29 protein-coding genes and 1 pseudogene are annotated in these 22,931 nt (G+C 63.1%); 11 read left to right on the top strand and 19 right to left on the bottom strand.

Annotated elements, in window-relative coordinates; translation table 11 throughout:
• Positions 1–27 precede the first annotated feature (27 nt).
• Positions 28–1,029, top strand: coding sequence for an NADP-dependent oxidoreductase (locus AC04SH_RS21095; RefSeq protein WP_488576480.1), 1,002 nt, complete (start codon positions 28–30; stop codon positions 1,027–1,029).
• 99 nt (positions 1,030–1,128) lie between these two features.
• Here the strand turns inward: AC04SH_RS21095 and AC04SH_RS21090 are convergent, their stop codons facing one another.
• Positions 1,129–2,046 carry a polyprenyl synthetase family protein gene (locus tag AC04SH_RS21090; RefSeq protein WP_488576479.1) on the bottom strand — a complete coding sequence of 306 codons (918 nt, stop codon included), beginning with the start codon at positions 2,044–2,046 and terminating at the stop codon, positions 1,129–1,131.
• A 131-nt stretch (positions 2,047–2,177) separates the two neighbouring features.
• On the opposite strand from AC04SH_RS21090, the gene AC04SH_RS21085 reads away from it, so the two are divergent.
• The 4 genes and pseudogenes from AC04SH_RS21085 to AC04SH_RS21070 all read left to right on the top strand — a co-directional run bounded on the left by AC04SH_RS21085 (position 2,178) and on the right by AC04SH_RS21070 (position 4,965).
• Positions 2,178–2,885 carry a biosynthetic peptidoglycan transglycosylase gene (locus AC04SH_RS21085; protein ID WP_477236135.1) on the top strand — a complete coding sequence of 236 codons (708 nt, stop codon included), beginning with the start codon at positions 2,178–2,180 and terminating at the stop codon, positions 2,883–2,885.
• A gap of 197 nt (positions 2,886–3,082) precedes the next feature.
• On the top strand, positions 3,083–3,265 hold the full coding sequence (rpmF, locus tag AC04SH_RS21080; RefSeq protein WP_008834724.1) for a 50S ribosomal protein L32: 183 nt from the start codon (positions 3,083–3,085) through the stop codon (positions 3,263–3,265).
• Positions 3,266–3,482: 217 nt separating this feature from the next.
• Positions 3,483–4,401: pseudogene (locus AC04SH_RS21075) on the top strand (arginase family protein).
• 162 nt (positions 4,402–4,563) lie between these two features.
• Positions 4,564–4,965, top strand: a complete 402-nt coding sequence (locus tag AC04SH_RS21070) for a hypothetical protein (RefSeq protein ID WP_142869343.1) — start codon at positions 4,564–4,566, stop codon at positions 4,963–4,965.
• Between the two features lie 248 nt (positions 4,966–5,213).
• Here AC04SH_RS21070 and AC04SH_RS21065 read toward each other — a convergent pair whose 3' ends face one another.
• From AC04SH_RS21065 to AC04SH_RS21055, 3 genes are all read right to left on the bottom strand, one after another.
• Positions 5,214–5,645, bottom strand: a complete 432-nt coding sequence (locus AC04SH_RS21065) for a GlcG/HbpS family heme-binding protein (protein ID WP_488576478.1) — start codon at positions 5,643–5,645, stop codon at positions 5,214–5,216.
• A gap of 166 nt (positions 5,646–5,811) precedes the next feature.
• Entirely contained in the window at positions 5,812–6,051 is a 240-nt protein-coding gene (locus AC04SH_RS21060) for a hypothetical protein (RefSeq protein ID WP_142869345.1), read from the bottom strand.
• 79 nt (positions 6,052–6,130) lie between these two features.
• A complete protein-coding gene (locus AC04SH_RS21055; RefSeq protein WP_477235749.1) occupies positions 6,131–6,658 on the bottom strand; it encodes a winged helix-turn-helix transcriptional regulator in 528 nt (175 codons plus the stop codon).
• Between the two features lie 102 nt (positions 6,659–6,760).
• Here AC04SH_RS21055 and AC04SH_RS21050 point away from each other — a divergent pair, with 102 nt between their 5' ends.
• Positions 6,761–7,594 (top strand): alpha/beta fold hydrolase, encoded by an 834-nt coding sequence (locus AC04SH_RS21050; protein ID WP_488576477.1) that lies wholly within the window; start codon positions 6,761–6,763, stop codon positions 7,592–7,594.
• A 93-nt stretch (positions 7,595–7,687) separates the two neighbouring features.
• Positions 7,688–8,344: a glutathione S-transferase family protein gene (locus AC04SH_RS21045; RefSeq protein ID WP_477235752.1), complete on the top strand. Its 657-nt coding sequence runs from the start codon at positions 7,688–7,690 to the stop codon at positions 8,342–8,344.
• A 15-nt stretch (positions 8,345–8,359) separates the two neighbouring features.
• Here AC04SH_RS21045 and AC04SH_RS21040 read toward each other — a convergent pair whose 3' ends face one another.
• The 4 genes from AC04SH_RS21040 to AC04SH_RS21025 all read right to left on the bottom strand — a co-directional run bounded on the left by AC04SH_RS21040 (position 8,360) and on the right by AC04SH_RS21025 (position 10,657).
• Positions 8,360–8,749: a hypothetical protein gene (locus AC04SH_RS21040; protein WP_488576476.1), complete on the bottom strand. Its 390-nt coding sequence runs from the start codon at positions 8,747–8,749 to the stop codon at positions 8,360–8,362.
• Between the two features lie 65 nt (positions 8,750–8,814).
• A complete protein-coding gene (locus tag AC04SH_RS21035; RefSeq protein WP_023706277.1) occupies positions 8,815–9,078 on the bottom strand; it encodes an ArsR/SmtB family transcription factor in 264 nt (87 codons plus the stop codon).
• Between the two features lie 32 nt (positions 9,079–9,110).
• A complete protein-coding gene (locus AC04SH_RS21030) occupies positions 9,111–10,454 on the bottom strand; it encodes an MFS transporter (protein ID WP_477235757.1) in 1,344 nt (447 codons plus the stop codon).
• Between the two features lie 8 nt (positions 10,455–10,462).
• Positions 10,463–10,657 carry a DUF1192 domain-containing protein gene (locus tag AC04SH_RS21025; RefSeq protein ID WP_112559543.1) on the bottom strand — a complete coding sequence of 65 codons (195 nt, stop codon included), beginning with the start codon at positions 10,655–10,657 and terminating at the stop codon, positions 10,463–10,465.
• Between the two features lie 144 nt (positions 10,658–10,801).
• On the opposite strand from AC04SH_RS21025, the gene AC04SH_RS21020 reads away from it, so the two are divergent.
• From AC04SH_RS21020 to AC04SH_RS21010, 3 genes are all read left to right on the top strand, one after another.
• Positions 10,802–11,812: an NAD(P)H-quinone oxidoreductase gene (locus AC04SH_RS21020; RefSeq protein ID WP_488576475.1), complete on the top strand. Its 1,011-nt coding sequence runs from the start codon at positions 10,802–10,804 to the stop codon at positions 11,810–11,812.
• A 300-nt stretch (positions 11,813–12,112) separates the two neighbouring features.
• Positions 12,113–12,253, top strand: a complete 141-nt coding sequence (locus tag AC04SH_RS21015) for a DUF1127 domain-containing protein (protein ID WP_023670143.1) — start codon at positions 12,113–12,115, stop codon at positions 12,251–12,253.
• A 323-nt stretch (positions 12,254–12,576) separates the two neighbouring features.
• Positions 12,577–13,269, top strand: a complete 693-nt coding sequence (locus AC04SH_RS21010) for a DUF1013 domain-containing protein (protein ID WP_142869980.1) — start codon at positions 12,577–12,579, stop codon at positions 13,267–13,269.
• A 51-nt stretch (positions 13,270–13,320) separates the two neighbouring features.
• On the opposite strand, the gene AC04SH_RS21005 is transcribed toward AC04SH_RS21010, so the two are convergent.
• The 4 genes from AC04SH_RS21005 to AC04SH_RS20990 form a co-directional block, all read right to left on the bottom strand.
• On the bottom strand, positions 13,321–14,040 hold the full coding sequence (locus AC04SH_RS21005; protein WP_454573499.1) for a helix-turn-helix transcriptional regulator: 720 nt from the start codon (positions 14,038–14,040) through the stop codon (positions 13,321–13,323).
• 66 nt (positions 14,041–14,106) lie between these two features.
• Positions 14,107–14,517, bottom strand: coding sequence for a hypothetical protein (locus AC04SH_RS21000; protein ID WP_488576474.1), 411 nt, complete (start codon positions 14,515–14,517; stop codon positions 14,107–14,109).
• Between the two features lie 185 nt (positions 14,518–14,702).
• Complete coding sequence (locus tag AC04SH_RS20995) at positions 14,703–14,873, bottom strand: hypothetical protein (RefSeq protein ID WP_112559800.1); 171 nt, start codon at positions 14,871–14,873, stop codon at positions 14,703–14,705.
• A 58-nt stretch (positions 14,874–14,931) separates the two neighbouring features.
• Complete coding sequence (locus tag AC04SH_RS20990) at positions 14,932–15,078, bottom strand: hypothetical protein (RefSeq protein ID WP_488576473.1); 147 nt, start codon at positions 15,076–15,078, stop codon at positions 14,932–14,934.
• On the opposite strand from AC04SH_RS20990, the gene AC04SH_RS20985 reads away from it, so the two are divergent.
• The gene (locus AC04SH_RS20985) at positions 15,077–15,238 is read left to right on the top strand and encodes a hypothetical protein (protein WP_023737386.1); all 162 of its coding nucleotides are present in this window, start codon (positions 15,077–15,079) and stop codon (positions 15,236–15,238) included. The genes AC04SH_RS20990 and AC04SH_RS20985 overlap by 2 nt on opposite strands.
• 31 nt (positions 15,239–15,269) lie before the next feature.
• On the opposite strand, the gene AC04SH_RS20980 is transcribed toward AC04SH_RS20985, so the two are convergent.
• The 7 genes from AC04SH_RS20980 to AC04SH_RS20950 form a co-directional block, all read right to left on the bottom strand.
• Positions 15,270–16,904, bottom strand: a complete 1,635-nt coding sequence (locus AC04SH_RS20980; RefSeq protein ID WP_488576472.1) for a Dyp-type peroxidase — start codon at positions 16,902–16,904, stop codon at positions 15,270–15,272.
• Positions 16,901–17,929, bottom strand: a complete 1,029-nt coding sequence (locus AC04SH_RS20975; protein ID WP_488576471.1) for a hypothetical protein — start codon at positions 17,927–17,929, stop codon at positions 16,901–16,903. Before AC04SH_RS20975 ends, AC04SH_RS20980 begins: the two co-directional genes overlap by 4 nt.
• Positions 17,916–18,590 (bottom strand): hypothetical protein, encoded by a 675-nt coding sequence (locus AC04SH_RS20970; RefSeq protein ID WP_488576470.1) that lies wholly within the window; start codon positions 18,588–18,590, stop codon positions 17,916–17,918. Before AC04SH_RS20970 ends, AC04SH_RS20975 begins: the two co-directional genes overlap by 14 nt.
• Positions 18,591–18,805: 215 nt before the next feature.
• Complete coding sequence (locus AC04SH_RS20965; RefSeq protein WP_488576469.1) at positions 18,806–19,519, bottom strand: SGNH/GDSL hydrolase family protein; 714 nt, start codon at positions 19,517–19,519, stop codon at positions 18,806–18,808.
• Positions 19,520–19,579: 60 nt separating this feature from the next.
• Positions 19,580–20,323, bottom strand: a complete 744-nt coding sequence (locus AC04SH_RS20960; protein ID WP_488576468.1) for a DUF899 domain-containing protein — start codon at positions 20,321–20,323, stop codon at positions 19,580–19,582.
• A 175-nt stretch (positions 20,324–20,498) separates the two neighbouring features.
• Entirely contained in the window at positions 20,499–21,524 is a 1,026-nt protein-coding gene (locus tag AC04SH_RS20955; RefSeq protein ID WP_488576467.1) for a class I fructose-bisphosphate aldolase, read from the bottom strand.
• Between the two features lie 120 nt (positions 21,525–21,644).
• The gene (locus AC04SH_RS20950) at positions 21,645–22,847 is read right to left on the bottom strand and encodes a phosphoglycerate kinase (protein WP_477235780.1); all 1,203 of its coding nucleotides are present in this window, start codon (positions 22,845–22,847) and stop codon (positions 21,645–21,647) included.
• Positions 22,848–22,931 lie beyond the last annotated feature (84 nt).

Below are 22,931 nucleotides of genomic sequence, written 5' to 3'. Positions count from 1 at the left end.
AACAGACATTTTCAGAAAGTCACTGCCATGAAGGCATTCGTTGTCGATAAATATAACAAGAAAGGCATTCTGCGGCTGGCCGAGATGCCGGAGCCGGAGCTGCTGGACAATGATGTCCTGGTCGAGGTCCATGCCGCAGGAGTGAACCTGCTGGATTCCAAGGTCAGGACGGGCGAATTCAAGCTCATCCTGCCCTATCGCCGGCCCTTCATCCTTGGCCACGACGTGGCTGGGAGGGTTGTCAGGGTGGGCTCGAAAGTCCGCAAATTCAAACCCGGCGACGCTGTCTATGCGCGGCCGCGCGACGGTCGGATCGGGACATTTGCCGAATTCATCGCAATCGACGAAGCCGATGTAGCCCTGAAGCCCGCAAACCTCAGCATGGAAGAAGCGGCTTCAATCCCTCTGGTGGGTCTGACCGCCTGGCAGGCTCTCATCGAGAGGGCAGGCCTGAAGAAGGGCCAGAAGATCTTCATCCAGGCTGGCTCCGGCGGCGTGGGGACATTCGCCATCCAACTGGCAAAGCACCTCGGCGCGACCGTTGCGACAACGGCGAGCGCGGCGAGTGCCGACCTGGTCAAGGGGCTCGGCGCCGATGTCGTCGTCGACTACAAGAAAGACGACTTCGAGAACGTCCTGTCGGGTTACGACGTCGTCCTGAACAGCCAGGACGCCAAGACGCTTGAAAAATCCCTGAATGTGCTGAAGCCGGGCGGCAAGCTCATCTCCATTTCCGGTCCGCCGGATCCCGAATTTGCCAGGAAGCAGGGACTGAACGTGGTGCTAAGGCTCCTGCTGCGCCTGCTGAGCCGCGGTATTCGGACCAAAGCCAAGCGCCGAGGCGTGAGATTTTCGTTCCTGTTCATGTGGGCGCAGGGTGAGCAGCTGAGCAAAATCACGTCCCTCATCGAAGATGGGGCGATCCGCCCGCTTGTCGACAGGGTCTTTCCCTTTGAAGCGACCAATGAGGCGCTGGCTTACGTCGAAACAGGACGTGCCAAGGGCAAGGTCGTGGTCAAGGTGAGATAGCGCACCCACTCGCTTCGGGGCAATCAAGTGACCCTGGGCAAAGCGCCGCAAAGCGGACAAATTTCGAGAACGGTGTCAGCTATCCAATTGGCCAAGACGTCAGTTGTTGCGGATTGCCACGAAGCTTGCCGCGGCCTTCAGCAGGGTCGCCTGGTCGCCATAGGGTTCGAGCAGCGCATGCGCCTGGTCGACGAGGCCGTGCAGCTGCTTGCGGGCCCAGGCGGCGCCGTGCAGCGCCACCAGTGTCGCCTTGCCGGCGGCGGCGTCCTTGCCGGTCGCCTTGCCCATCTGGCTGGAATCGGCGGTCAGGTCGAGCAGATCGTCGGCAAGCTGGAAGGCAAGCCCGACAGCCGAGCCGAATTCGGCCAGCCGGTCGCGATCCTGCGGGGCTGCGCCGGCAATGATAGCGCCGGCTTCGCAGGCGAAGCGGATCAGCGCGCCGGTCTTCATCGCCTGCAGCCGGATGATGCCGGCCTCGTCCGGCCGGCTGCGCTCGGCTTCAAGGTCGAGCGTCTGGCCGCCGACCATGCCGCCGGCGCCGGCCGCGCGCGCCAGCGCCAGCACCAGGGCTGCGCGTCGCTCCGCCGGCAAGGCCGTCGCCTCGTCGGCGAGGACGTCGAAAGCAAGCGTCAACAGCGCGTCGCCGGCCAGGATGGCGGTGGCCTCGTCGAAGGCCTTGTGCACGGTCGGCTGGCCGCGGCGCAGATCGTCGTCGTCCATGGACGGCAGGTCGTCATGGATCAGCGAATAGCAATGCACGCATTCGAGTGCGGCCGCCACGCGCGATGCGGCCCCGCCATCGGCGTCGAAAAGGGCAGCACTTTCCATGACCAGGAAGGGGCGCAACCGCTTGCCGCCGTTCAGCACGCCATGGCGCATGGCAGCCATCAGGCGCTCCGGCCGGGCGATTTCGCCGGCAAGTGTGCGGCCGTCGAGCAACAGCCTGAGTTCGGTCTCGATCGCCGCCGCCCGCACCAAAAGTGCGGCTTCAAAGGCCATTTGCTCGTCTTTCGTCATGGCCGGGAGCGGTAGCCGACACTCAGACGTTGCGCAAGAAGCCTCGCGCCATTATGCCGGAGGCGGGAGAGTGGCGCGGGTGGGGCGGCTTGACGGAACCGATCGTCGATCATGAAACCGAAGGGCTGGACATGGCGCGACCGAGGCGCGTGAACCCCGCCGGTCTGAAGCGCCTGGCTCGGCGCTGCCTGGTTGTCGCCGCCGTGCTGGTGGCGATACCCATTGTGCTGACCTTCCTTTATTTGCCGTCCTTCGTGCATCCGATATCGACCTTGATGGTGAAAGACCTCGCGACATTTTCCGGCTACGACCGGCGCTGGGTGTCGATCGACGATGTGTCGCCGGTGCTGGCCAATTCGGTGATCATGTCGGAGGACGGGCAGTTCTGCTTTCATCGCGGCGTCGACCTCGGCGAATTGCGCGGCGTCGTCGACGATGCGCTGGCCGGCGAGGCCACGCGCGGCGCCTCGACCATCACCATGCAGACGGTGAAGAACCTTTTCCTGTGGTCGCGGCCGCTGGGCTCGGTGCGCAAGGTGGTCGAACTGCCGCTGGCCGTTTATTTCGACGCGGTGATGTCGAAACGGCGGATCATGGAGATCTACCTCAACATCGCCGAGTGGGGCCCGGGCATTTATGGCATCGAGGCGGCGGCGCAGCATCATTTCGGCGTTTCGGCCAAACAGCTGTCGCGGCGGCAGGCGGCCCTGCTCGCCGTCTCGCTGCCCAATCCGATTGCCCGCAATCCGGCCAAGCCGGGTCCCGGCTTGAGGCGGCTGGCCTCGCTGATCGAGCGCCGCGCCGGCCGCTCCGGCGCCTATGTCGGGTGTTTGGACTAAGCTGCACCGATATTCAGACGAGGCCGGCCTGACCTCAAATCCCGGCACACCTTGTGGTGCGGTAAAAAAATTCGCCGCAGTGCTGGCCAAAACGGCGTAGGGCGTGTATAGGCACCCGACTTTCTCAGATTATGGCCCTGACGCGGCTCTTTCACGAGGGCTATCGGGGCATTTTGACCATGTAGTGGAGCATATCCATGGCCGTTCCGAAACGAAAAACCTCTCCGTCCAAGCGCGGCATGCGCCGCTCGGCCGACGCTCTCAAGGCCCCGACCTATGTCGAGGACAAGAATTCCGGCGAAATGCGCCGCCCGCACCACATCGACCTGAAGACCGGCATGTATCGCGGCCGCCAGGTTTTGACGCCCAAGGAAAGCTGAGACCAGCTTTTCGAAGGTTGAATACCCAAAAGACCGGCCATTGGCCGGTCTTTTTGCGTTTGGTGGCTGCCTGGCTGCTTCGCGCCGTTCTCTATGCCCAAGGCCGGACCGTCGCTGGCGATACACGCAGCCGTCGCGGTGCTGTATTGCGTTGCGTCGCCGCGATTGCGGCTGAAGCACGTGCCTGCACCGTTGGTGGGGCGACAGAGGAAACCGCATGACCAAGCTCACCACAGCGCCGCGCGATGTGTTTCAGACCTTCATGAATTTCCCGCTGGTCGAGGATATCGATGCGCTGAAGGCCGATGTCGCCATCATCGGCATGCCTTACGGCAGTCCCTACACGGTCGACGAGCTGATCAACGACCAGACCAACGCGCCGACCGCGGTGCGGCGTGCCTCGCAACGCATCAGCCTCGGGCTCGACCGCTATGATTTCGACATTGGCGGGACCCTGTTCGACGGACAGGACGTCAAGGTGGTCGATGTCGGCGATGTCCCCGGCGATGCCGCCGGCGGCCACTACGGGCGGGCCGAAACGGCGATCCGAAAGATCCGCGCCGCCGGCGCCTTGCCGATCACCATCGGCGGCGATCACGGCATTCCGATCCCGATCTTCCGGGCGTTTGATGGCGAAGGGCCGATTACCCTGGTGCAGATCGATGCCCATCTCGACTGGCGCGACAACGTCAACGGCGTCAGGGAAGGCTATTCCAGCCCGATCCGCCGCGCTTCGGAGATGGCGCATATCGCCGAGATTTTCCAGCTCGGCATCCGTGGCCAGGGCAGCGCTAGGCTTGAGGAGGTCGAGGCGGCCCGCGCCTACGGCTCCAACATCATCACCGCCGATGAATGGCAGGATATCGGATGGCGGCCGCTACTACCTCACCATCGACGCCGACGGTCTCGATCCCTCTGTGATGCCGGCGGTCGAAGGGCCGGCGCCTGGCGGCATCAGCTACCGGCAGACGATCGAGCTGATCAAGGGGCTGTTCGCCTAGGGGCGCGTGGTCGGCATGGACATTGTCGAGATCGCGCCGGCGCGCGACGTCAACGAGATCACATCGATGACCGCCGGCATCATCATCCTCAATGCCATCGGCGCTGCCGTGCGCACCGGGCAGTTTAGGCGCTGAGCCGGGTGACACGGTTGTTGCACCCGGTCTTCGACCGTGTTCAAGGCTGTTAGCGAAAAATCTTGACGGCGTGCCTGCGGAGCATTCTACAGAAGGTGCCCCCATTGTTTACGCAATTCTGGACCGCTCACACTTTCCTGGAATTGCTAGAGGAGACGCCTGATGTTCGGTGCCATCCCGCTGCTGATCGTGCCCTTCGTGGCCTACAATCTCGGACTCCTCGGAATATTCGGCAGCGGCGACGATCCGTGGGCCACCGAAATCTTCTCATTCCGCATGATGTCGGGCGGGGTGTTTTCGATGACGCTCGGCGACCTGATGGTGGTGATCGGGCTGATCTTCCTGTTCCTCGAAATGGTGAAATCGGTGCGCACGACAAACGCCTCGATCATGGACCATCTGTTGTCGACGCTGGTCTTCGTGGCGTTCCTGGTCGAGTTCCTGCTGGTGAAGGGCGCGGCGCACTCCGTCTTCTTCACGCTGATGGTGATCGCCCTGTTCGACGTGCTGGCCGGTTTCTCGGTCTCGATGCGGTCGGCGAGTAGAGACATAAATTTGAACTAGCCGCCTTCCTTGGAGGGTCGCATCCGTTCGCGATTAGCGTGGCAGCTCTTTCGGTCCGTCATCCTAGGGCGAAGCAAGGAGCGCAGCGACGCAGCGCAGACCCTAGGATCCATTCCGTGAAGCTAAGGCGTTGCAACGGTTCAGAATTTTGCTCCGCTTACACTTTACGGCAAAGGTCGCGGCATGGATCCCAGGGTCTCCGCGACGGAGCTTCGCTCCTGCTTCGCCCTGGGATGACGAAATTCCCCTCAGCCCGGATCGGCGGTGAAGCCGGCGGCTTCGATGCCGGCGATGGCGGCAGCCTCGTCATTATCCGACGTATCGCCCGAAATGCCGACTGCGCCGATGACCGTGCCAGACTTGTCGCGGATCAGCACGCCGCCGACGACCGGCAGGACGCGCCCGCCCGAGACGTCGGAAATGCCGGCAACGAGATGCGGCCGCTCCTTGGCGAAAGCCTCGACGCGGCGCGAGCCCATGCCGATGGCGAGCGCGCCATAGGCCTTGCCGGCCGACATTTGCGGGCGCAGAAACGAGGCGCCGTCCTGACGCTGGAAGGCGACGAGATGAGCCCCGGCATCGAGCACGGAGACGCCGAGCGGCTTGAGCTTCAACTCGGCGCCCTTGGCGAAAGCGGCGTCGATGATGTGCTTGGCCTTTTCGAGGGTCAGTGCGGTCATGGCTGTCTCCTGTTCAAAACGCGTCAATCATCGGCCTGACACGCGAGATGCGAAATCCCGGTTGCGGTTGAAATTGCTTCGCGTGGGAAAGCGGAATGGCAGGCGGTTACAGGGGCGTGGCCGATATGCTCAGCCGCTTCCAGTCTGCCATCGACCATGGGGATCGTCAGGCGATTTTTTTCTTGGCCCGCGCTGGCTTCTTGACCGGGGCGGCGGGGGCATTGGCGAGGTCTTCGGCTTCCTTGGCAAGGCGCAATGCCCGGAGCTTGTTGGTCTTGGCCTGGCGGGCGTCGGCCTCGGCGACATACTCCGCCATCGCCTTTTGCCGCACCGTGGCTGCCTCTTCCTGCTTCTTGAAACGCATATCTGCCCGGGCGCGGGCAGTATCCTTAGAGTTCTCAACCAAGAGCGTTATCCAATCCCATAAATTATGTTTTTCAGCTCCTTGATAGCAGAGCCGCCCCATAAATGGGAAAATAAGTTGGTCAGGAAGCGGCGGCTTGGCCGGCGCTCGACGCCTTGCGAGCCACCACCGCCTCATATCCAGCCTGCAATGTGGCGCGGACGGAAGGCCGCCCCGGCGCTGCAACTGGCGTACCCAGATGGTCGTGGCGCAACTCGTCCATGAACTGCTCCCACATTGGCGGACCGCCCTTCTCCAGCAGTTCGGCGCGGATCGACAGCTCCTCGCTGACCGGCAGCCAGACGCGGCCCCAGGCACCGAGATGCGCCATGATCGGCACCAGCGTGATGGCCATCTCGGTCAGGCTGTAGATCGCCTTCTGCTTGTGCGAGGGATCGTCAGCCTTGGTCAGCATGCCGAGTTCCATCAGCCGCTTCAGCCGGTCGGCCAGGATGTTGGAAGCGATGCCCTCGATCGAGCCGTTGAGCAACTCGCGAAAGTGGCGTTTGCCGCCAAAAATCATGTCGCGCAGGATGATCAGGCTCCAGCGGTCGCCGAATACTTCCAGCGACAGATTGATCGGGCATCCCGAGCGGTGTTCGGTTTTCATCCGACTCTCCCCAAAAAACTGGTTGCATTATCGTATCAGTTTTATTATCGTGCAACCGATTGCAAAATGCAATTAGTTTGAAGCTTAAGCGAGGAGACTCCCATGACAAAGGCCGCAGCACCCGAAATCGTCTCCCAGACGTTTGGCGATCCCCGGGACCCAGCCGTGCTGCTGATCATGGGCGCCATGGCCTCGATGCTGTGGTGGCCGGAGGCGCTTTGCAAAAAACTTGCCGGCGAAGGCCGTTTCGTGATCCGCTATGACAACCGCGACACCGGCCTGTCGACCAAATATGCGCCTGGCGAGCCGCCCTACACGTTCGACGACATGGCGGACGATGCCGTCGGCGTCCTCGACAGCCATGGCATAGGGAAGGCGCATGTGGTCGGGATGTCGATGGGCGGCATGATCGCGCAACGACTGGTGTTGAAACATCCCTCGCGTGTCATCTCGCTGACGGTGATCAGCAGTTCGCCGGTGGGCATCGACACATCGCATCTGCCGGGGACGGCCGAGGCCTATATGGAGCACTCGGCCGACGGCGCCAAGGTCGACTGGTCGGACCGCGACCAGGTGATCGACTTCGTCATCAAGGACGCGCGCGCCATTGCAAGCACCGCGCATTCGTTCGACGAGAAGGCGATGAGGGCGTTCATTGAACGGGACTATGACCGATCCGGCGGCTTTTTGAGCGCGACCAACCATTTCATGCTGAAAGGCGGCGAGGATCTGAAAGGGCGCCTGCACGAGATCAAGGCCCCGCTGCTCGTCATCCACGGGACGTCAGATCCGATCTTTCCAGTTGAGCATGGCGCGGCCCTTGCCGATGCCATCGCCGGCGCACGGCTTGTCCGCATCGAAGGCGGTGCCCACGAACTGCATCCCCAGGATTGGGACACGATTGCCGCAGCTGTCATTGCCCATACCAAGCCCTGACAGAGGCTTGACAGGCTCCCCTGCGGAAATAGCCAGGTGACATTTCGGTGTTGTCAGGCAGTGTCAACGAATTCGAAAACAAGCGAGCAAAGCATGTCCCTGACGTTTCATTTCCATCCGCTGGCATCGTTCTGCTGGAAACCGCTGATCGCGTTCTATGAGAACGACACGCCCTTCACGCCGGTCATCGTCGATCTCGGCAACGAGCAGTCGCGCGCGGCGTTCCTGAAGGTGTCGCCGACCGGCAAAATGCCGGCGCTGCGTGACGAAGCGCGCAAGCGCACGGTGCTGGAATCGACCATCGTCATCGAATATCTCGCCGCGCACTATCCAGGTCCGGTCGAGCTCATCCCCACAGACATCGATCGGGCGCTGGCCGTCCGCCAGGCCGACCGTTTCTATGATTTCTACGTCCAGGCGCCGATGCAAAAGATCGTCGGCGACAGGCTGCGGCCGCAGGACAAGACCGATCCGTTCGGGGTCGAGGAGGCGCGCGCGCAACTGCGCAACGCCTACGCGATCGTCGAGGAGGAAATGCGCTCGAAAATCTGGGCGGCCGGCCATAGCTTCACCATGGCCGACTGTGCGGCCTCGCCGGCGCTCTTCTACGCCAACAAGGTCGAGCCGTTCGGCGACAAATATCCGGCCGTGAAACGCTACCACGACCGCCTGCTCAAGCGGCCCTCTTTCGCCAGGGTGATCGAGGAAGCGCAGCCCTATTTCAAGTTCTTCCCCTACAATAACGGCTGATCCGCACGATCTCGCCTAGGGTGCGATCAGCTTCTCGCGTCCTTTCGGCTCCACCATCTTGAGCCGGGTTTCGGGTCCGTCGGCTTCGAGGATGACATAGCTTACATCGTCGCCGCCAACGAAGCTCAGCCCGGAGCTGGCGGTCGAGGCGGCGATCTTGACCGAGGGCTGACCGTTTTCGGGGATCAGCCGGAACAGCACGGTCTCGGCCTCGCCTGCCGTCGCCGGCAGGATCGAAATGCTGGAGCGCAGCCGGCCTTCGCTGTCCACGATCTCAAGCCCGCTGCCGCGCAGGATGCCTGCGCCGTCCTGCGCTTTGGCCGGGAGAATCTGCATCAAACCGGTGGCCGCGAACAAAACCAGATTAACCGCAGTCACGGCACCAAGAAGCGTTTCGCGTCGCATCGGTGGTCCTCCTGTCGTAAGGCAAGGGGGCAAGGACCGGCTGTATTTTCCGCGTCGCGCCCGGCCTATGCTTCCCAGAACTGGTCTAGCCAAATATTGAGCTTGAGGAACCCGGCACTGCTGACCGTATAGACCCGCCTCGTGCCTTCGGCCTTGGCCTGAACCAGACCGGCGTCCAGCAGCACTTTCAAATGCTGGGACACGGCCGGGCGAGAGACTGGCAGGCCCGAAGCCAGTTCGTTGACGGTTTTTGGGCCGCGCCGGAGCTCTTCCAGGAGATAGCGCCGGTTGGGATCGGCAATCGCCATGAAGGCGTCAGAAAAGATCATGCCTATACTTGTGGGGCAAAGCTTTTCAAATCTCAACCGTCAGCTTCCGCTTTTCTGAGCCGCAATGCTTCAGGGGTGACCGAGCGATCGGCCGGCTGGGTCTTGAAGGCGTCGCGGTCTTCGATCGGCACCGGCGCGCGGCGGCTGATGCGCAGCAGCGTGTAGGCGGCGAGGCTGAGATGCGCCAGCGCGGTGGCCAGGAAAAGGCCCTCAGGCCGGAACCAGCCCATCAGGGCGGCGGCCAGCAAAGGCCCGATCATGGTGCCGAACCCGTACAGAAGCAGCAGGCCGCCCGAGACCTTGACGAAATCCTCGGCGCGCGCGTGGTCGTTGGCATGCGCCACGGCGATCGAATAGAGCGTGTAGGCAAAGGCGCCATAGGCGGCGGTTAGCACAATGACGAGAACCGAGGAGTGCGGTTCGAACAGGAAGATCAGGATGGCGAAGAGTGCGGCGCCGAAAGCGGCGCCAGCCAGCACGAAACGGCGGTCGGTCTTGTCGGAGAGGCGTCCGGCCGGAAGCTGCATGGCGGCACCGGCAACAACCACAAGGCTCATCATCAGCGCAATCTCGGCCGTGGAAATGCCGATGCGGGCGCCATAGACGGCGCCCAGCGTGCCCCAGGCGCCGTTGGCGATGCCGACCAACAGGCAGGCGACCGCCGACACCGGTGAGTTGGCATAAAGCCCTTTGACGTCGAGCTTGACGTCCTGCAACGGCTTGGGAGACGAGGCCGATGACACCGCAGTCGGGATCAGCGACAGGCAGAACAATATGCCGGTGATCATGAACAGCGATGCCGATTTGACGTCGCCGCCGGCAACGATCATCTGGCCGCCCATGATCGAGGCATAGGTGACCATCATATAGAGACCGAAGACGGTGCCGCGGTTCTCGTTGGTGGCCTTCTCGTTCAGCCAGCTTTCGATGACCATGAAGGCGCCGGCCATGGTGAAGCCGGTGAAGGCGCGCAGCAGGATCCAGACATATTCGTCGATGATCAGGCCGGTGAGCAGGGCGACGATAGCGCCCGACGCGGCAAAGGCGCCGAACGCCCTGACATGGCCGGCGCGGCGCACGAGGCGCGGTGCGAAGAAGCAGCCGGTGACGAAGCCACCGGCCCAGGCCGTGCCCATCAGGCCGAGCGATGCCGTCGAAAACCCTTCGAGCTGGCCACGCAGCGGCAACAGCAGCCCATGCAGTCCCGAAGCCGCGAGCAGGAAGGCGGTGCCGCGAAGCAGCGAGAGGATCGGTCTGTAACTTGCAAACATTGTTTGATCCGGCTGGAGGGGCATGTCAGTTCTGAAGACGGGAGCAGCTCTGAAGACAGGCGCATTCGGGCTTTTCGGCGGCGGATGCTCCGACGCCGAAACCAACGCGAAAACTAGCCGCGGCGAAACAGGGCTTCGGCCGCCGATTTGGTGCTGCCCTTGGTCTGCAATTCGGCTTCCAGCCGGGCGATCTCGTCGCGCAATATGCCGATCCGCTCGGTCAGGTCACCGACCGAAAGCAGCGACAGATCCTGTCCGATTTCATGCGGTCTGGATTTCTTTTTGGGTTCGTCGTCGAAGATCGCCATCGTCGCTCCTCCCTGATTCAGCATTTGGCCGATCCAACATTGGCCTGATTCAGCATTTGCCTGATCCGGCAATCAGCATACATAGGGCAGGGGTGCTGATGCAAACAGCCGGCGACAGACCGGCAGGATCGGGACGGAAACTTCATGGCGAGCGGACATAAAATTCCGACCAGGATGACGGCCATTGCAATTTCGCATCCGGGCGGCCCACGGGTGCTGAAACCGGAAACGCGCGACGTGCCGGTGCCCGGCCCCGGTGAAATCCTGATCCGGGTGCGCGCCGCCGGCGTCAATCGGCCCGACGTGCAGCAGCGCAAGGGCGCCTATCCGCCGCCGCCCGGCGCCTCGGACCTGCCCGGTCTCGAGGCATCGGGCGAAGTGGCAGCCCTTGGCGACGAGATATCGCGCTGGCGCCTCGGCGACCGGGTCTGCGCGCTGACGCCCGGCGGCGGTTATGCCGAATATGTCAAGGTTCATGCCGGCAGCGTGCTGCCGCTGCCTGCCGGCTTCACCCACACCGAAGCGGCTGCCGTGCCGGAGAACTATTTCACCGTCTGGCACAATGTGTTCGAGCGCGGCGGCCTGAAGAAGGGCGAGACGCTGCTCGTCCATGGCGGCTCGTCGGGCATCGGCACCACGGCGATCCAGCTGGCGTCGGCCTTCGGCGCCTATGTCGTCACCACCGCCGGCTCCAAGGAGAAATGCGACGCCTGTCTGAAGCTCGGCGCCGACCGGGCGATCAACTACCGCGAGGAGGATTTCGTCGCCGCGGTCAAGGATGCCACCGGCGGCAAAGGCGCCGACGTCATTCTCGACATGGTCGGCGGCGACTATGTCCAGCGCAACTACGAGGCGGCGGCGGTCGAGGGCCGGATCGTTCAGATCGCTGTCCAGGCCGGCGCGGTGGCGAGCGCCGATTTTTCAAAAATCATGGTCAAGCGGCTGACCCATACCGGCTCGACGCTGCGGCCCCGCACGGTCGAGTTCAAGGCAGCAATCGCTGCGGCGCTCGAAGCGCAGGTGTGGCCGCTGCTCGGCACACGCAAAGTGTCGCCGGTGATGGACATGATCTTCCCGCTGGCCGACGCCTGGCGGGCGCATGAGCGCATGGAAGAGGGCGAGCATATAGGCAAGATCGTGCTCGACGTCGGCTAGGACGGACGTACCGGTATTCAGGTGAGGCCGGCCTGCAAACGGCGGCTGCCTGCGCTTCCGGTGCTCACGTACCTAAGTACGCTCCGCTCCGGTTCTCGGCAGTCACCGTTTTCGGCTCGGCCTGACCTGAATCTCCGCACGTCCTAAGTGCGCGCGCCCCGCCAATAAGCTGAACAGAACCTTAATGGTGCAATGCAGCATTTGCATTGCGGCTATGCAAAGACGTCTGTTCAATTCGTGGGCAGCACTGCCTATCTAAGCGTCATCGAAACGATTTGATCCAACAACTGGAGGAATACCATGAACCCGATCCGCGCTTTCCGTAACTGGCGTATGTACAACGAAACCGTGCGCGAGCTGAACAAGCTCAACGCCCGTCAGCTCAGCGACCTCGGCATCAGCCGCGGCGACATCGAGCGGATTGCCCGCAAGGCTATCTAATTCGAGGCATGGCCGGCCGTAAGGCCTGGCCATGTGCTGGAAGCAAGAGCCGCAGCAGACGTTTACCGTCGCCGGTTCCGAGCCCGCTGGACCCTGTCCGGCGGGTTTTGTCGTTTTGGACCCTCTTTTTATGACTCGGGATCAACGATCGCCGAGGCCGAGGCTTTTCCGGCCTCCACGCAGTCTGCGTCCGGCGGGGCACCCTGCGCCAAAAACATTGCGAAACGGCGGCGGAGCGGTTATACAGGCCGCGAATTTCCCATTTTGGTGGCTCTAAACCACCGCCCGCGCGGGAACGCGGGCGAACGAGAAGGATTTTTGAAATGGCCAATACGCTGCTGATGCCCAAGGCGACCGCCGTCTGGCTGGTCGACAACACCGCGCTCTCCTTCGAGCAGATCGCGCAGTTCTGCGGGCTGCATCCGCTCGAGGTCAAGGCGATCGCCGATGGCGAATCGGCGCAAGGCATCAAGGGCATGGACCCGATCATGACCGGACAGCTGACCCGCGACGAGATCGCGCGCGCCGAGAAGGATCCGAACCAGCGCCTGAAACTATCCGACCCCAAGGTGCGGGTGCCGGAATCCAAGCGCAAGGGCCCGCGCTACACGCCGCTGTCCAAGCGCCAGGACCGGCCCAATGCCATCCTGTGGCTGGTGCGCAACCACCCGGAATTGAAGGACGCGCAGATTTCGCGCCTGGTAGGTACGACCAAGTCGACGATCGAACAGATCCGCGAGCGCAAGCACTGGAATTCGGCCAATCTGCAGCCGATGGATCCGGTGACGCTGGGTCTCGCCTCGCAGATCGACCTCGACATGGAAGTCAACCGCGCCTCGCGCGGCCGCGAACAGGCGCAGCCGGTCGGTGATACGCTGCTGCCGGCGGCCCTGACCGAGCGCCTGGTGCCGGCGCCGGAGAAGCCGAAGGATGAGGACGCCGAGCTCGACGCCAACGCCGTGTTCGCCAAGCTCTCGGCGCTCAAGTCCAAGAACGAAGACGCGGACGAAGAGTAAGGTCTGCGACAGACCAACAAAAAAGCCCGCTTCGCGCGGGCTTTTTTATACCTAGCTTCGAGCAGCCCGGTCCGGCGTCATGCCGTAATCCTCCGAGCGCTCGACGGCGCGGTAGAAATCGGCGAGCTGCTTGCCGCGTTCCGGCTTGAAGATACGGCCGGCGATGACCACGGAGGCAATGCGGTCGATGCGGAAGGCGCGGAAATCGTCGCGCATCTCGCACCAGGCGACCAGCGTCCATACCTTGCCCCAGAACCACAGGCCGAGCGGGCGGATATCGCGCCCGGTGCCGCGGCCGGCCTCGTCGCGATAGTCGATGGTCAGCACTTGGCGCTTCTCGACGGCGCGTTCGATCAGGTCGATCGCCTCGCGGGCGGCGTCGCTCACCACCCACATTGGCGTGTGGATCTCCGTGCGGGCGATGCGGTCCTTTTCGGCGTCGGGCAGCACGGCGCCGATCTTGACCAGCGCCTCGTCGGCGGCACGCGCCATGGCGGCACCACCAAAGGCGCGCACCATGCGCGCGCCGGCGACCAGCGCGACGATCTCGTCACGCGTAAACATCAGCGGCGGAAGGTCGAAACCCTCCCTCATCATGTAGCCAACGCCCGCCTCGCCGTCGATCGGCACCCCGGTCGACTGCAGGTCGGCAATGTCGCGGTAGATGGTTCGCTCGGAAACCTCGAGCCAGGTACCGAGCTTCTGGGCGGTGACCAGCCGGCCACCGCGCAGATGCTGCACGATCTGGAAGAGCCTGTCGGCACGGCGCATCGTATGGTCCCTCGGCTGTGTTTCTATGAATGTCGTAGTCCCCAAACCGGTTCCGGGCGACATCCATTATGGTTTCAATCCTTCGCGCTTGCGCTGCGCGGCGACGAATTCCGCGCCGAAGGACAGTTTCTTCGTCGTCGGCGCGTTGGTGTCGAGCACGCGCCAGAACGGCGCAATCGCTGACAATTCCATGCCGCGCTCGAGATCCTCATTGGCGGCTTCTGCAACAGTGCGCAGATGATAGCCGATGGTGACCGGACATGTCACTTGCGCCCCGTGCTCGATGGCGAGAGCGGTGCGCAAGGCGCGGACGTCCATCTCGACGCCTTTGGGTATGGAGCGGATGAAATCATCGACCTGGCGGGCCGTCGGCACCAGCATCGGCTGGCCCTCGACGACGTCACCTATCGTGCGCGGCGTCGGCTTGACGCCATTGATACCGGGCGTGTTCCGCCTGTCGTTCCAGCTTTTCACCATTCATGTCTCCTGACACGGTTATGGCACGGTGCTCCTGACAGCATTCTGTCAGGAGCCTTCAGCATCGTCGGTAAGCGAGCGCAAAAAGATCTTGCGCCAGCCCGGGGGAATTGCTGGCCGAGTCTCATGTCAATGATCTGGGCGTTGCGGGGGCCGCATCCAAGCATTGTCATGGAAAAAACGCCTCAGACCTCGCGAATGCGGCTGCGACCTTCATACATATCGGGCCAGCCAATGTCCTTGCGGATGTCCGCCGGCAGGGAGTTCAAGAAGCGCTGGGTACGGACTTCATTGCGCATCGTGCGGATCTTGCCGACATAGTGCTGTACGCTGTTCAAAATACCAAAGCTGTTCATGACCGTCTCCTCTTCTTTGATGGAGACACTATCGCACACCCCTCCTGACAGCAGTCTGTCAGGAGCCTGTCAGGTCGCTGAAGAAAGCTGCGAGGTGCGTTTCGGGCGGCTCGGAAACGAGCGTTTTGTCAGGAATGGCCGGATTGGCAAAGACCATGGAAGAAGCGCTTTGACAGCCGTCCGCGATGCTGGTCAAAGGCAGCATGTCGAAACTGCTCGCCCTTGTCATCATCGGCATGATGGCCATTCAGCTGATCAAGCCGCTCGGCTGGCCAGGTCTAAAGCGGCGCGGCGATTTCTGGAAGCTGGCGCTGCTGGCCATGGCGGCCATCGCGCTGGCCGGCGCGCTGGGACACTGGACATAGCACCGCCCTTGCCGGAGCAGGCAGGCTTGTGTCAGGTCGGATCGACCGTTCCCATGGCGATCATGCGAATTGCGGTGAGGCTGGGGACGAAGAAGTAATCGCCACCGCGCGTCGTCACGAATTCAGGCAGGTTCGCTGCGATGAAGGGCGTGGCATTGGCCGGCCCGGCCGGAATGACGTGCTTGCTGGATTCGGCCCGGTTGCCGGTCAGCGGGCAGGTGTCGTTGCCGGCTTCGAAATCCAGGCCGTAGCTCATCCATTGCTGCTGGATGAATTCGAACTGCCGGAAAATGCTTGAACAGATCGCCATCATGATGACGCCCTGTTCGCCGTCGGGATCGGCATAGGGCAGCCCGCGGCGCAGGATGCGGCGGCGGTTGGTGAGCGTGCTTGCCCCATGCGTCTCGCTCAGCAGCGGATCGAGCATGTCGCGCGGATTGGCGCGGCGTATATGGGCGCCGAACGGGCATTTGGCGCCGTCGAGATCATCGCCGTAACGAAATCCGGTGAGTAGCCGGGCAAAGGCGGCGAGCCGCTCCTGGTGCTTGACGTCGTCGCGCGGCTTGCGCAGCGCGGGGTCGATGCAATCCGCCCATTCGGCCATCAAGCGCTTGCAATCGTCCCAGTTCGGCGCGGCCAGCAGCGGAATGCCGGACCGCCAGCGGCCGACCAGCTTGGCCGAGACGGTCTCATAGGCCTCCACGTCGTCGGCAATGCCGGTAACCTGCTTCCACAGGGCCGCCTGCCGCCGCATCTCGGCCTCGAATCTTGGCACGTCCTGGCGCAGCTTGCGCCAGACCATGAAGGTGCCGTTGCGGGCAAAACCGGGCGGCTGCGTGGCGACCGGAAACTCCTGGCCCTCGTCGACCTGACCGAGGATGAACTCGCCGGTCTCGAGCGCTTTCCAACTGGTCTTGGGATCGTAGGGGCCTTCGGCGATCTTGCCGGCGCCGATGACGGCGCGCGCCTCTGCGTCGGCCTGGAACTGGCCGCGAAAGACCGGGTCGCTGATGCCGTCGGTGAAGCCGAAGGGCTCCTTCGGCTGCGGGACCATCGTGCCGTCGGGACCGGGGCACATCAGCGCGGCGGAATCCTGCCAAAGGCCTTGTCCGTCAGATCCGTGTCCTGCAAGGAGAGCCACGCCGCCATTGGACTTTGCCGCAAGCTCCTGCAGCCATGCTGTCCATTGCCCGAGTTCGGGCAGCGGCGTGCCGTCGGAATTGGCGCCGACATTGAGCGACACCCAGACATGAACCGGCCGAACGGCGCCGTCGAGATGCGAACGCCACACAGGGTCCCACCGCTGCGGCGCGCTGCCTTCGACATCGCCGAGGATGTCGGCGCGGCAACCCATGCCGTCGATGAACTCGTCGGGCAAAAGACGCAGCGTGCGGGTCGGCAGATCGAGCGCGCGCAGGCCGAGATAGGTGAAGCCGATGTTGAGCGTGATCGGCGGCTTGCGCAGCAGCGTGGGTCCGGCGCCGCCAGCCTCCGACTTTCCCCATGGCTCGGCGGTAGTGATGCGCGGCCGGATGCCTTGCACGAACAGCCGGCCGGCAGCAGCGTCAGCGATGGTGAAAAACAGATGCCGGCTGTGCGGAAAGCCAAAACGGCCATAGGGGCGATGGATGTTGCCCTGGATGTCGGGAAGGTCGAGTTCGATCATCGCGCCCACTCCGCCGCCGGCGCCCGGATTTCACCGGCCTGCTGCGTAGGCCCCGCCGGATCGTCCGGTTTTATGGCGCCGAGAAAGGCACCGAAGCGGGCGTGAAGCGCTGCGTCGTCAAGGCCCTGCGTCTCGATGGCGAAACGGGTGAAATGCTGCTGGATGAACAGCGACTTCAGGACCGAAGGCAGGTCTGCGCCGGGTGCGGTTGGAAAGGGCGTCATGCCCTGGTGGAAGACCCTGCGATACAGGCTCCAGGCCATGAGCAACGTCAGGATGACCAGCAGCGAAACCACGGCGACGCCCCATGTGGCTGCCGTCGCGATCCATTGCGCAAAAGCATTGTGAACGCCGAAAACAGCGAAGATGCCGTGCAGAAGCAGGACCGCGAGCCAGATTGCGATCGCGCCTGCCGCGGCGATGCCGACCGGCTTGAGCGCGCCGAGCGCCAGGGTCTTGTCTTTCACATCGAGCCCGTCCGGCCAGTAGTCGTTGAACGGCATCGTCGTCTCGATCTGGCAGCGCTTGATATAGGCGTGAAAATCCTCGGCCGTCTTGACCCCGTCAAAGCCGACGCAATGGCCGAAGATGACCATCAGATCGCTTTGCATGGTCGCCCACAATTGATCGGTGTAGGCGCGCAGCGCATCGCCGTCGGCCTGTGCGTCGATATCGGCCGCAAACAGCAGAAAGGGCGTGCCCAGCTGGTCGACAGGCTGTGGCGCCAGGGGATTGACGCTGCGTATGGCGCCGACCAGCGCATCGCCCGAAATGCGTCCGTTGAAGGCCGGCCCGTTGATGATGACGAAGCGCGCGAGATGGTTCAGCGTGTTGCGCGAGAAGGGCGACGGCCATGCATCCGGCGGCGATACCGCCGTCTGCTTTCCCGTGGCCATCAGCGCCAGCTTCTGCGCCAGCATCTGCCGGTGCGAGCGCGAACGGCCGATTTCCGGGTCGATCATCACGTCGACCCGGATGGGAGCCAGGACCGTCAGGAAATAGTGGCCGCCGTCAAGGTTTGGCATTGGCCGCCCCATGCTTCTGGTTCAGCATGTCGATGAATTCGTGCCGCGCCTTGTCGGCCTTGCGTGTCGCCACCGAAGCGATCGGGGCGAAGCCTGGCGAGGCCAGCGAATTGGCCACCTTCACAAGCGCCTGCCTGTAAGCCTGCGCGAAGGCGTTCGGGTCGCCGCTGGCATGAAGCCTGGCAAGCGTCAGCACTTCGTTGCGCACCCGCAGCGCCGCCTTGATGTCGCGCTGCGCGGCGCCCGGCGTGGCGTTGTAATAGTAGTTGGTATGAATCTGGTTGGCGCCGATATAGTCCTTGAAACTCGAGATCGGGATCGAGTGGGGATATTTGGTGCTGGCGTACCAGAACATGTCCAGGCCGCTCGGGATGCCGTCGGCGAAGGCGTCGATATACTGGTCCCAGGTGCCGTTGAAATTGGACAGGAACAGCATGTAGTCGTTTTGAATGGCTTGCTTGCCCTGGCCGAGATCAGGCCATTGGTCGCGCCGGATGATCACCCAACGCGCGAAATGAATGAGCTTCAGTCCAAGCAAACCCGACAGCTGCGCAGGCCCGGCGCGCGCCACCATGAAAATCAGGGTCTGAATCCATGTCCGCCAAGGCCGCATCGGCGTCAGCACGTTCATGGCATAAGCTTTGCCGGCAATGTTCGACATGCCACCCCAACCCCTCGCCCAACGGCAGAATGACCCAGCGGTCGTGAATCCGCAAGGTGGCATTGCGGAAGTAACGCCAGGCTGGCGCATTCATGTTGTTTTGACTTGGAATATTCTTCCTCCAATTCATTGGAGGGATGCCGAAATCAACAGTATTTCGAAAATAATCGATCCGGATCTCCGAACCGGCTAGCCCGAACCCGTGCCCGATCTGGTCAATCGCGGAGGACCTGCCCGACCAGGTGTTCGGCCCAGGCCCGGTAGCCTGCTTCCGAGGCATGAAAACCGTCGGAGGCAAAACCCTCTTCGGGATTGGTGATCGGCAGGCGCGGCGCGGGTACGGCGCCGCGCTCGAAACAAAGGCGCTCGCCCATGCGGTTCATTGCGGTGGCGCGGATCTCAAGGATTTTGCCAAGCAGCGGCGGCATCGCCGGCGCACGGGTAAACTCCAGCACCGGCGACCAGACGACACGCGCCTCCGGCCATTTGGCCCGAAGTGCGTAGAGCAGGCCGCCGAACTCTTTCTTGAAGCGCGGCACCGAGTGGAAATTCTTGGTGTCGTTGGTGCCGATGGCGAGCACGATATGCGTCCACGGATCGGCCGACAGATTGGGCAGCACATGGTCGCGGATCTGGCCCGAGGTTGCCGAGTTGAAGCCGGCGGCGCGCCAGCGCACGGCGTTGCCGGTGCGTTGCGCGATCATCACCGCAAGCTGCGCGGCAAGCCCGTCCTCGGAATTGCCGATGCCGACCGAGGCGGCCGAGGAATCGCCCAGCACCAGCAGCGAGATTGCCGGTGCCTTGCCCGATATCTCATGCATCACCGGCCCTTGTGCCGGCAACATGCGGGTGGTGCGGCGGCGCACGCCGAGCCCCTGCCAGACATAGACGGGGTAGGCGAGCCAGGTGAGAAGGGCCGGGAAGCGCATGGCGATACCGTTATAGATTGGCGGCAGGCTTAGCGCATGTTCGGGCCGAGGTGAACGCCTTCAATCGTCGCAGCAGTTCGGCTTGTCCGCGTGCCTGTCCTGATATTCGTCATGCAGCCGCACCCAGTCCATCAGGTTTTGATAGGGGCCATTTTCGTCGCGGCCCTTCGGCGTCATGTCGAGATAATCGTAAGTGCCGATCTGAGCCTCGCCGCCACGGGCGCGCGACGTAAAGGTGAGGAAGATGTCGCCGTTCTCGTCCTTGCAGAAAACACTGGTGCCGGGAAGATCCTTCGATGTCCGTGGACGGGTCTCGAAATTGTAGGTGGTGTCGCCGGCGGCGATCTGCTTGTCGGTGAACGAGACCTGCATGTCGAAGTTGAAATCCGAGGCGTAGGACGACACCCAGTCGAATTTCCAACCCATGCGCTGCTTGTAAGGCAACAGCTCCGCCAGTGGCGCGCGCGCAACCACGACCAGAGACACGTCGTGATGCCTCAAATGCTGGTTGGCGCCGTCTATATGGTCGGCAAGGAAGGAGCAGCCTTCGCAGCGATGATCCGACCCTGGCGTCATCATGAAGTGATAGACGATGAGCTGGCTGCGGTCGGCGAACAGCCCGGCCAGGTTCTTCGGACCTTGCTCGGTCTCGAAGACGTAATCTTTCCGGATCCTCAGCCAGGGCAATTCACGCCGCTCGGCTGCGATGCGCTCGCGAAACCGCGTCAGTTCCTTCTCGCGCGCCAGATGCGCCTTGTGCGCCTCGAACCAGTCTTCGCGCGAAACCACCTTGTTGCTAGGCATGAACTTCTCCCTGTCTGTCATCCCAAGGACGTTCGGGATGGGCAGGAACCGACATCGCCGTCAGCTTTTGCCGAAGGGGAGATAAGGATGGACAAGCTCCATCCCAAGCCCGCACGCCACAAACAAAAACCCGGGCGCATCGGCCCGGGTTTGTATGACAACGGGAGGACTGCGCTCAGGCAGCCTGTTCGAGGCTCGCCTGCCATTTTCCCAGCGCCGCCAGATGGTTCATGTGGGCGCGATGGGTGAAGGCGGCCTGGCCGGCGGCTACGTTCGATGCCTTGCCGCTCCAGGCCTTTTGCGGGGCGGCCTGCAGGGCACGGCCGTAGGAGAAGGTCAGCTTCCAAGGATGCGGGCCGATGGCGTTGATGGCGTTGAGATTGGCCGTCGCCTCCTCGTCGGACTGTCCGCCCGAGAGGAAGGCGATGCCCGGCACTGCTGACGGCACCGTCTCGCGGAAAAGCTTGATCGTCTTCTCTGCGATCTCCTCGGGGCTGTTCGTCTTGCCGGATTTCTTGCCGGCAATGACCATGTTGGGCTTCAGGATCGAGCCTTCCAGCACCACGCGCGCCGCATGAAGCTCGTCATAGAGCTTGATCAGCGTGGCCTTCGAGACCGCGTAGCAGGTGTCGATGTCGTGGGCGCCGTCCATCAGCACTTCCGGTTCGACGATCGGCACGATGCCGGCTTCCTGGCACAGCGCGGCATAGCGGGCCAGCGCATGGGCATTGGAGGCGATGGAGTTGGCCGAGGGCACGCCCTTGCCGGTGTCGATGTCGATCACCGCGCGCCATTTGGCGAAGCGAGCGCCGAGCTTGTAATAATCGGCAAGGCGTTCGCGCAGGCCGTCGAGGCCTTCGGTGATGGTATCGCCGGGAAAGCCCGCCAGCGGCTTGGCGCCGGCATCGACCTTGATGCCGGGAATGGCGCCCGCTGCCTTGATGATGTCGACCAGCGGCGTGCCGTCGGCGGCCTTCTGGCGAATGGTCTCGTCATAGAGAATGACGCCGGAGATGTATTTGGTCATCGCGTCCTTGGCGCGGAACATCATCTCGCGGTAGTCGCGGCGGCTGTCGGCGGTCGATTCGACGCCGATGACGTCGAAGCGCTTCTTGATGGTGCCGGAGCTTTCATCGGCGGCCAGCAGGCCCTTGCCGCCGGCCACGATCGCGGCGGCAATATCTTCGAGACGTTCGCTCATTTTTGCTTCTCCTGAAGGGTTTCTTCCGCGCTTAACGGAAGTCTACCGCCAAAGGAATGGCATCGGAAAGCTCGAATCGATTGAAAGTTTCCGGCGCGTCATTTGGCGCCGTCGTTCCGGTCAGGCTTGCTTTTTCAGCACGTCGACGCCGGGCAGCGGCTTGCCTTCCATCCATTCCAGGAAAGCGCCGCCGGCGGTCGAGACATAGGTGAAGTCGTCGGCGACGCCGGCATGGTTGAGTGCGGCCACCGTATCGCCGCCACCGGCGACCGAGACCAGCTTGCCGGCGTTGGTGCGGGCTGCCGCGTGCCTGGCCGCTGCCACCGTGGCATGGTCGAAAGGCTCGATCTCGAAGGCGCCGAGCGGGCCGTTCCAGACCAGCGTCGCGGCGCGATCGATCCATTCGCCGATCGCCTTCACGGTCTTTTCGCCGACATCGAGGATCATGCCGTCGGCCGGCACGTCCGAGATGGCGACGGTCTCGCAGGCCGCGCCCGCCTTGAATTCCTTGGCGACGACGCCGTCGACCGGCAGGATGATGGCGCAGCCGGCTTCGGCGGCCTCGATCATGATCTGCTTGGCGGTCGGGGCAAGGTCGTGCTCGCACAGCGACTTCCCGACAGCGGTGCCGCGCGCGGCAAGGAAGGTGTTGGCCATGCCGCCGCCGATCACCAGCGCGTCGACTTTCTTCACCAGGTTCATCAACAGGTCGATCTTGGTCGACACCTTGGCGCCGCCGACAATGGCAACGACAGGGCGGACCGGATTGCCCAGACCTTTCTCCAGTGCCTCGAGTTCGGCCTGCATGGTGCGGCCGGCATAGGCAGGCAACAGCCGCGCCAGGCCTTCGGTCGAGGAGTGCGCCCGATGCGCGGCCGAAAAGGCGTCGTTGACGAAAATGTCGCCATTGGCGGCAAGCCTTTCGGTGAAGGCCGGGTCGTTCTTTTCCTCGGTCTTGTAGAAGCGAGTGTTTTCCAAGAGCAGCACGTCGCCCTTGTTCATGGCGGCGACTGCACTTCCCGCCGTGTCGCCAACGCAATCCGAGGCAAAGCCAACGGGACGGCCGAGCACCTCGGCTGTGGCCTTGGCGATCGGCTCCAGCGAGAATTCGGGCGAGGGACCGTCCTTCGGCCGGCCGAAATGGGCGAGCAGGATGACCTTGGCGCCCTTGCCGGACAGTTCGGCGATGGTCGGCGCGATGCGTTCGATGCGGGTGGCGTCGGTGACCTTGCCGTCGGCGACGGGCACGTTGAGGTCGACCCGCACCAGCACGCGCTTGCCGCTGATATTGCCGATATCGTCGAGTGTCTTGAAGGCGGCCATGCTGGTTCCTTTCCGTGAAAATCGCCGGGACCATACCTCGCATCAATGACGATGCAAGGCTTGAGCCGGGATGGAAGCGAAAAT

Source organism: Mesorhizobium sp. CNPSo 4688 (assembly GCF_057784295.1).
Note: the sequence above shows the minus strand (reverse complement) of the source record. Positions and strands in the feature narration are given on the sequence as shown.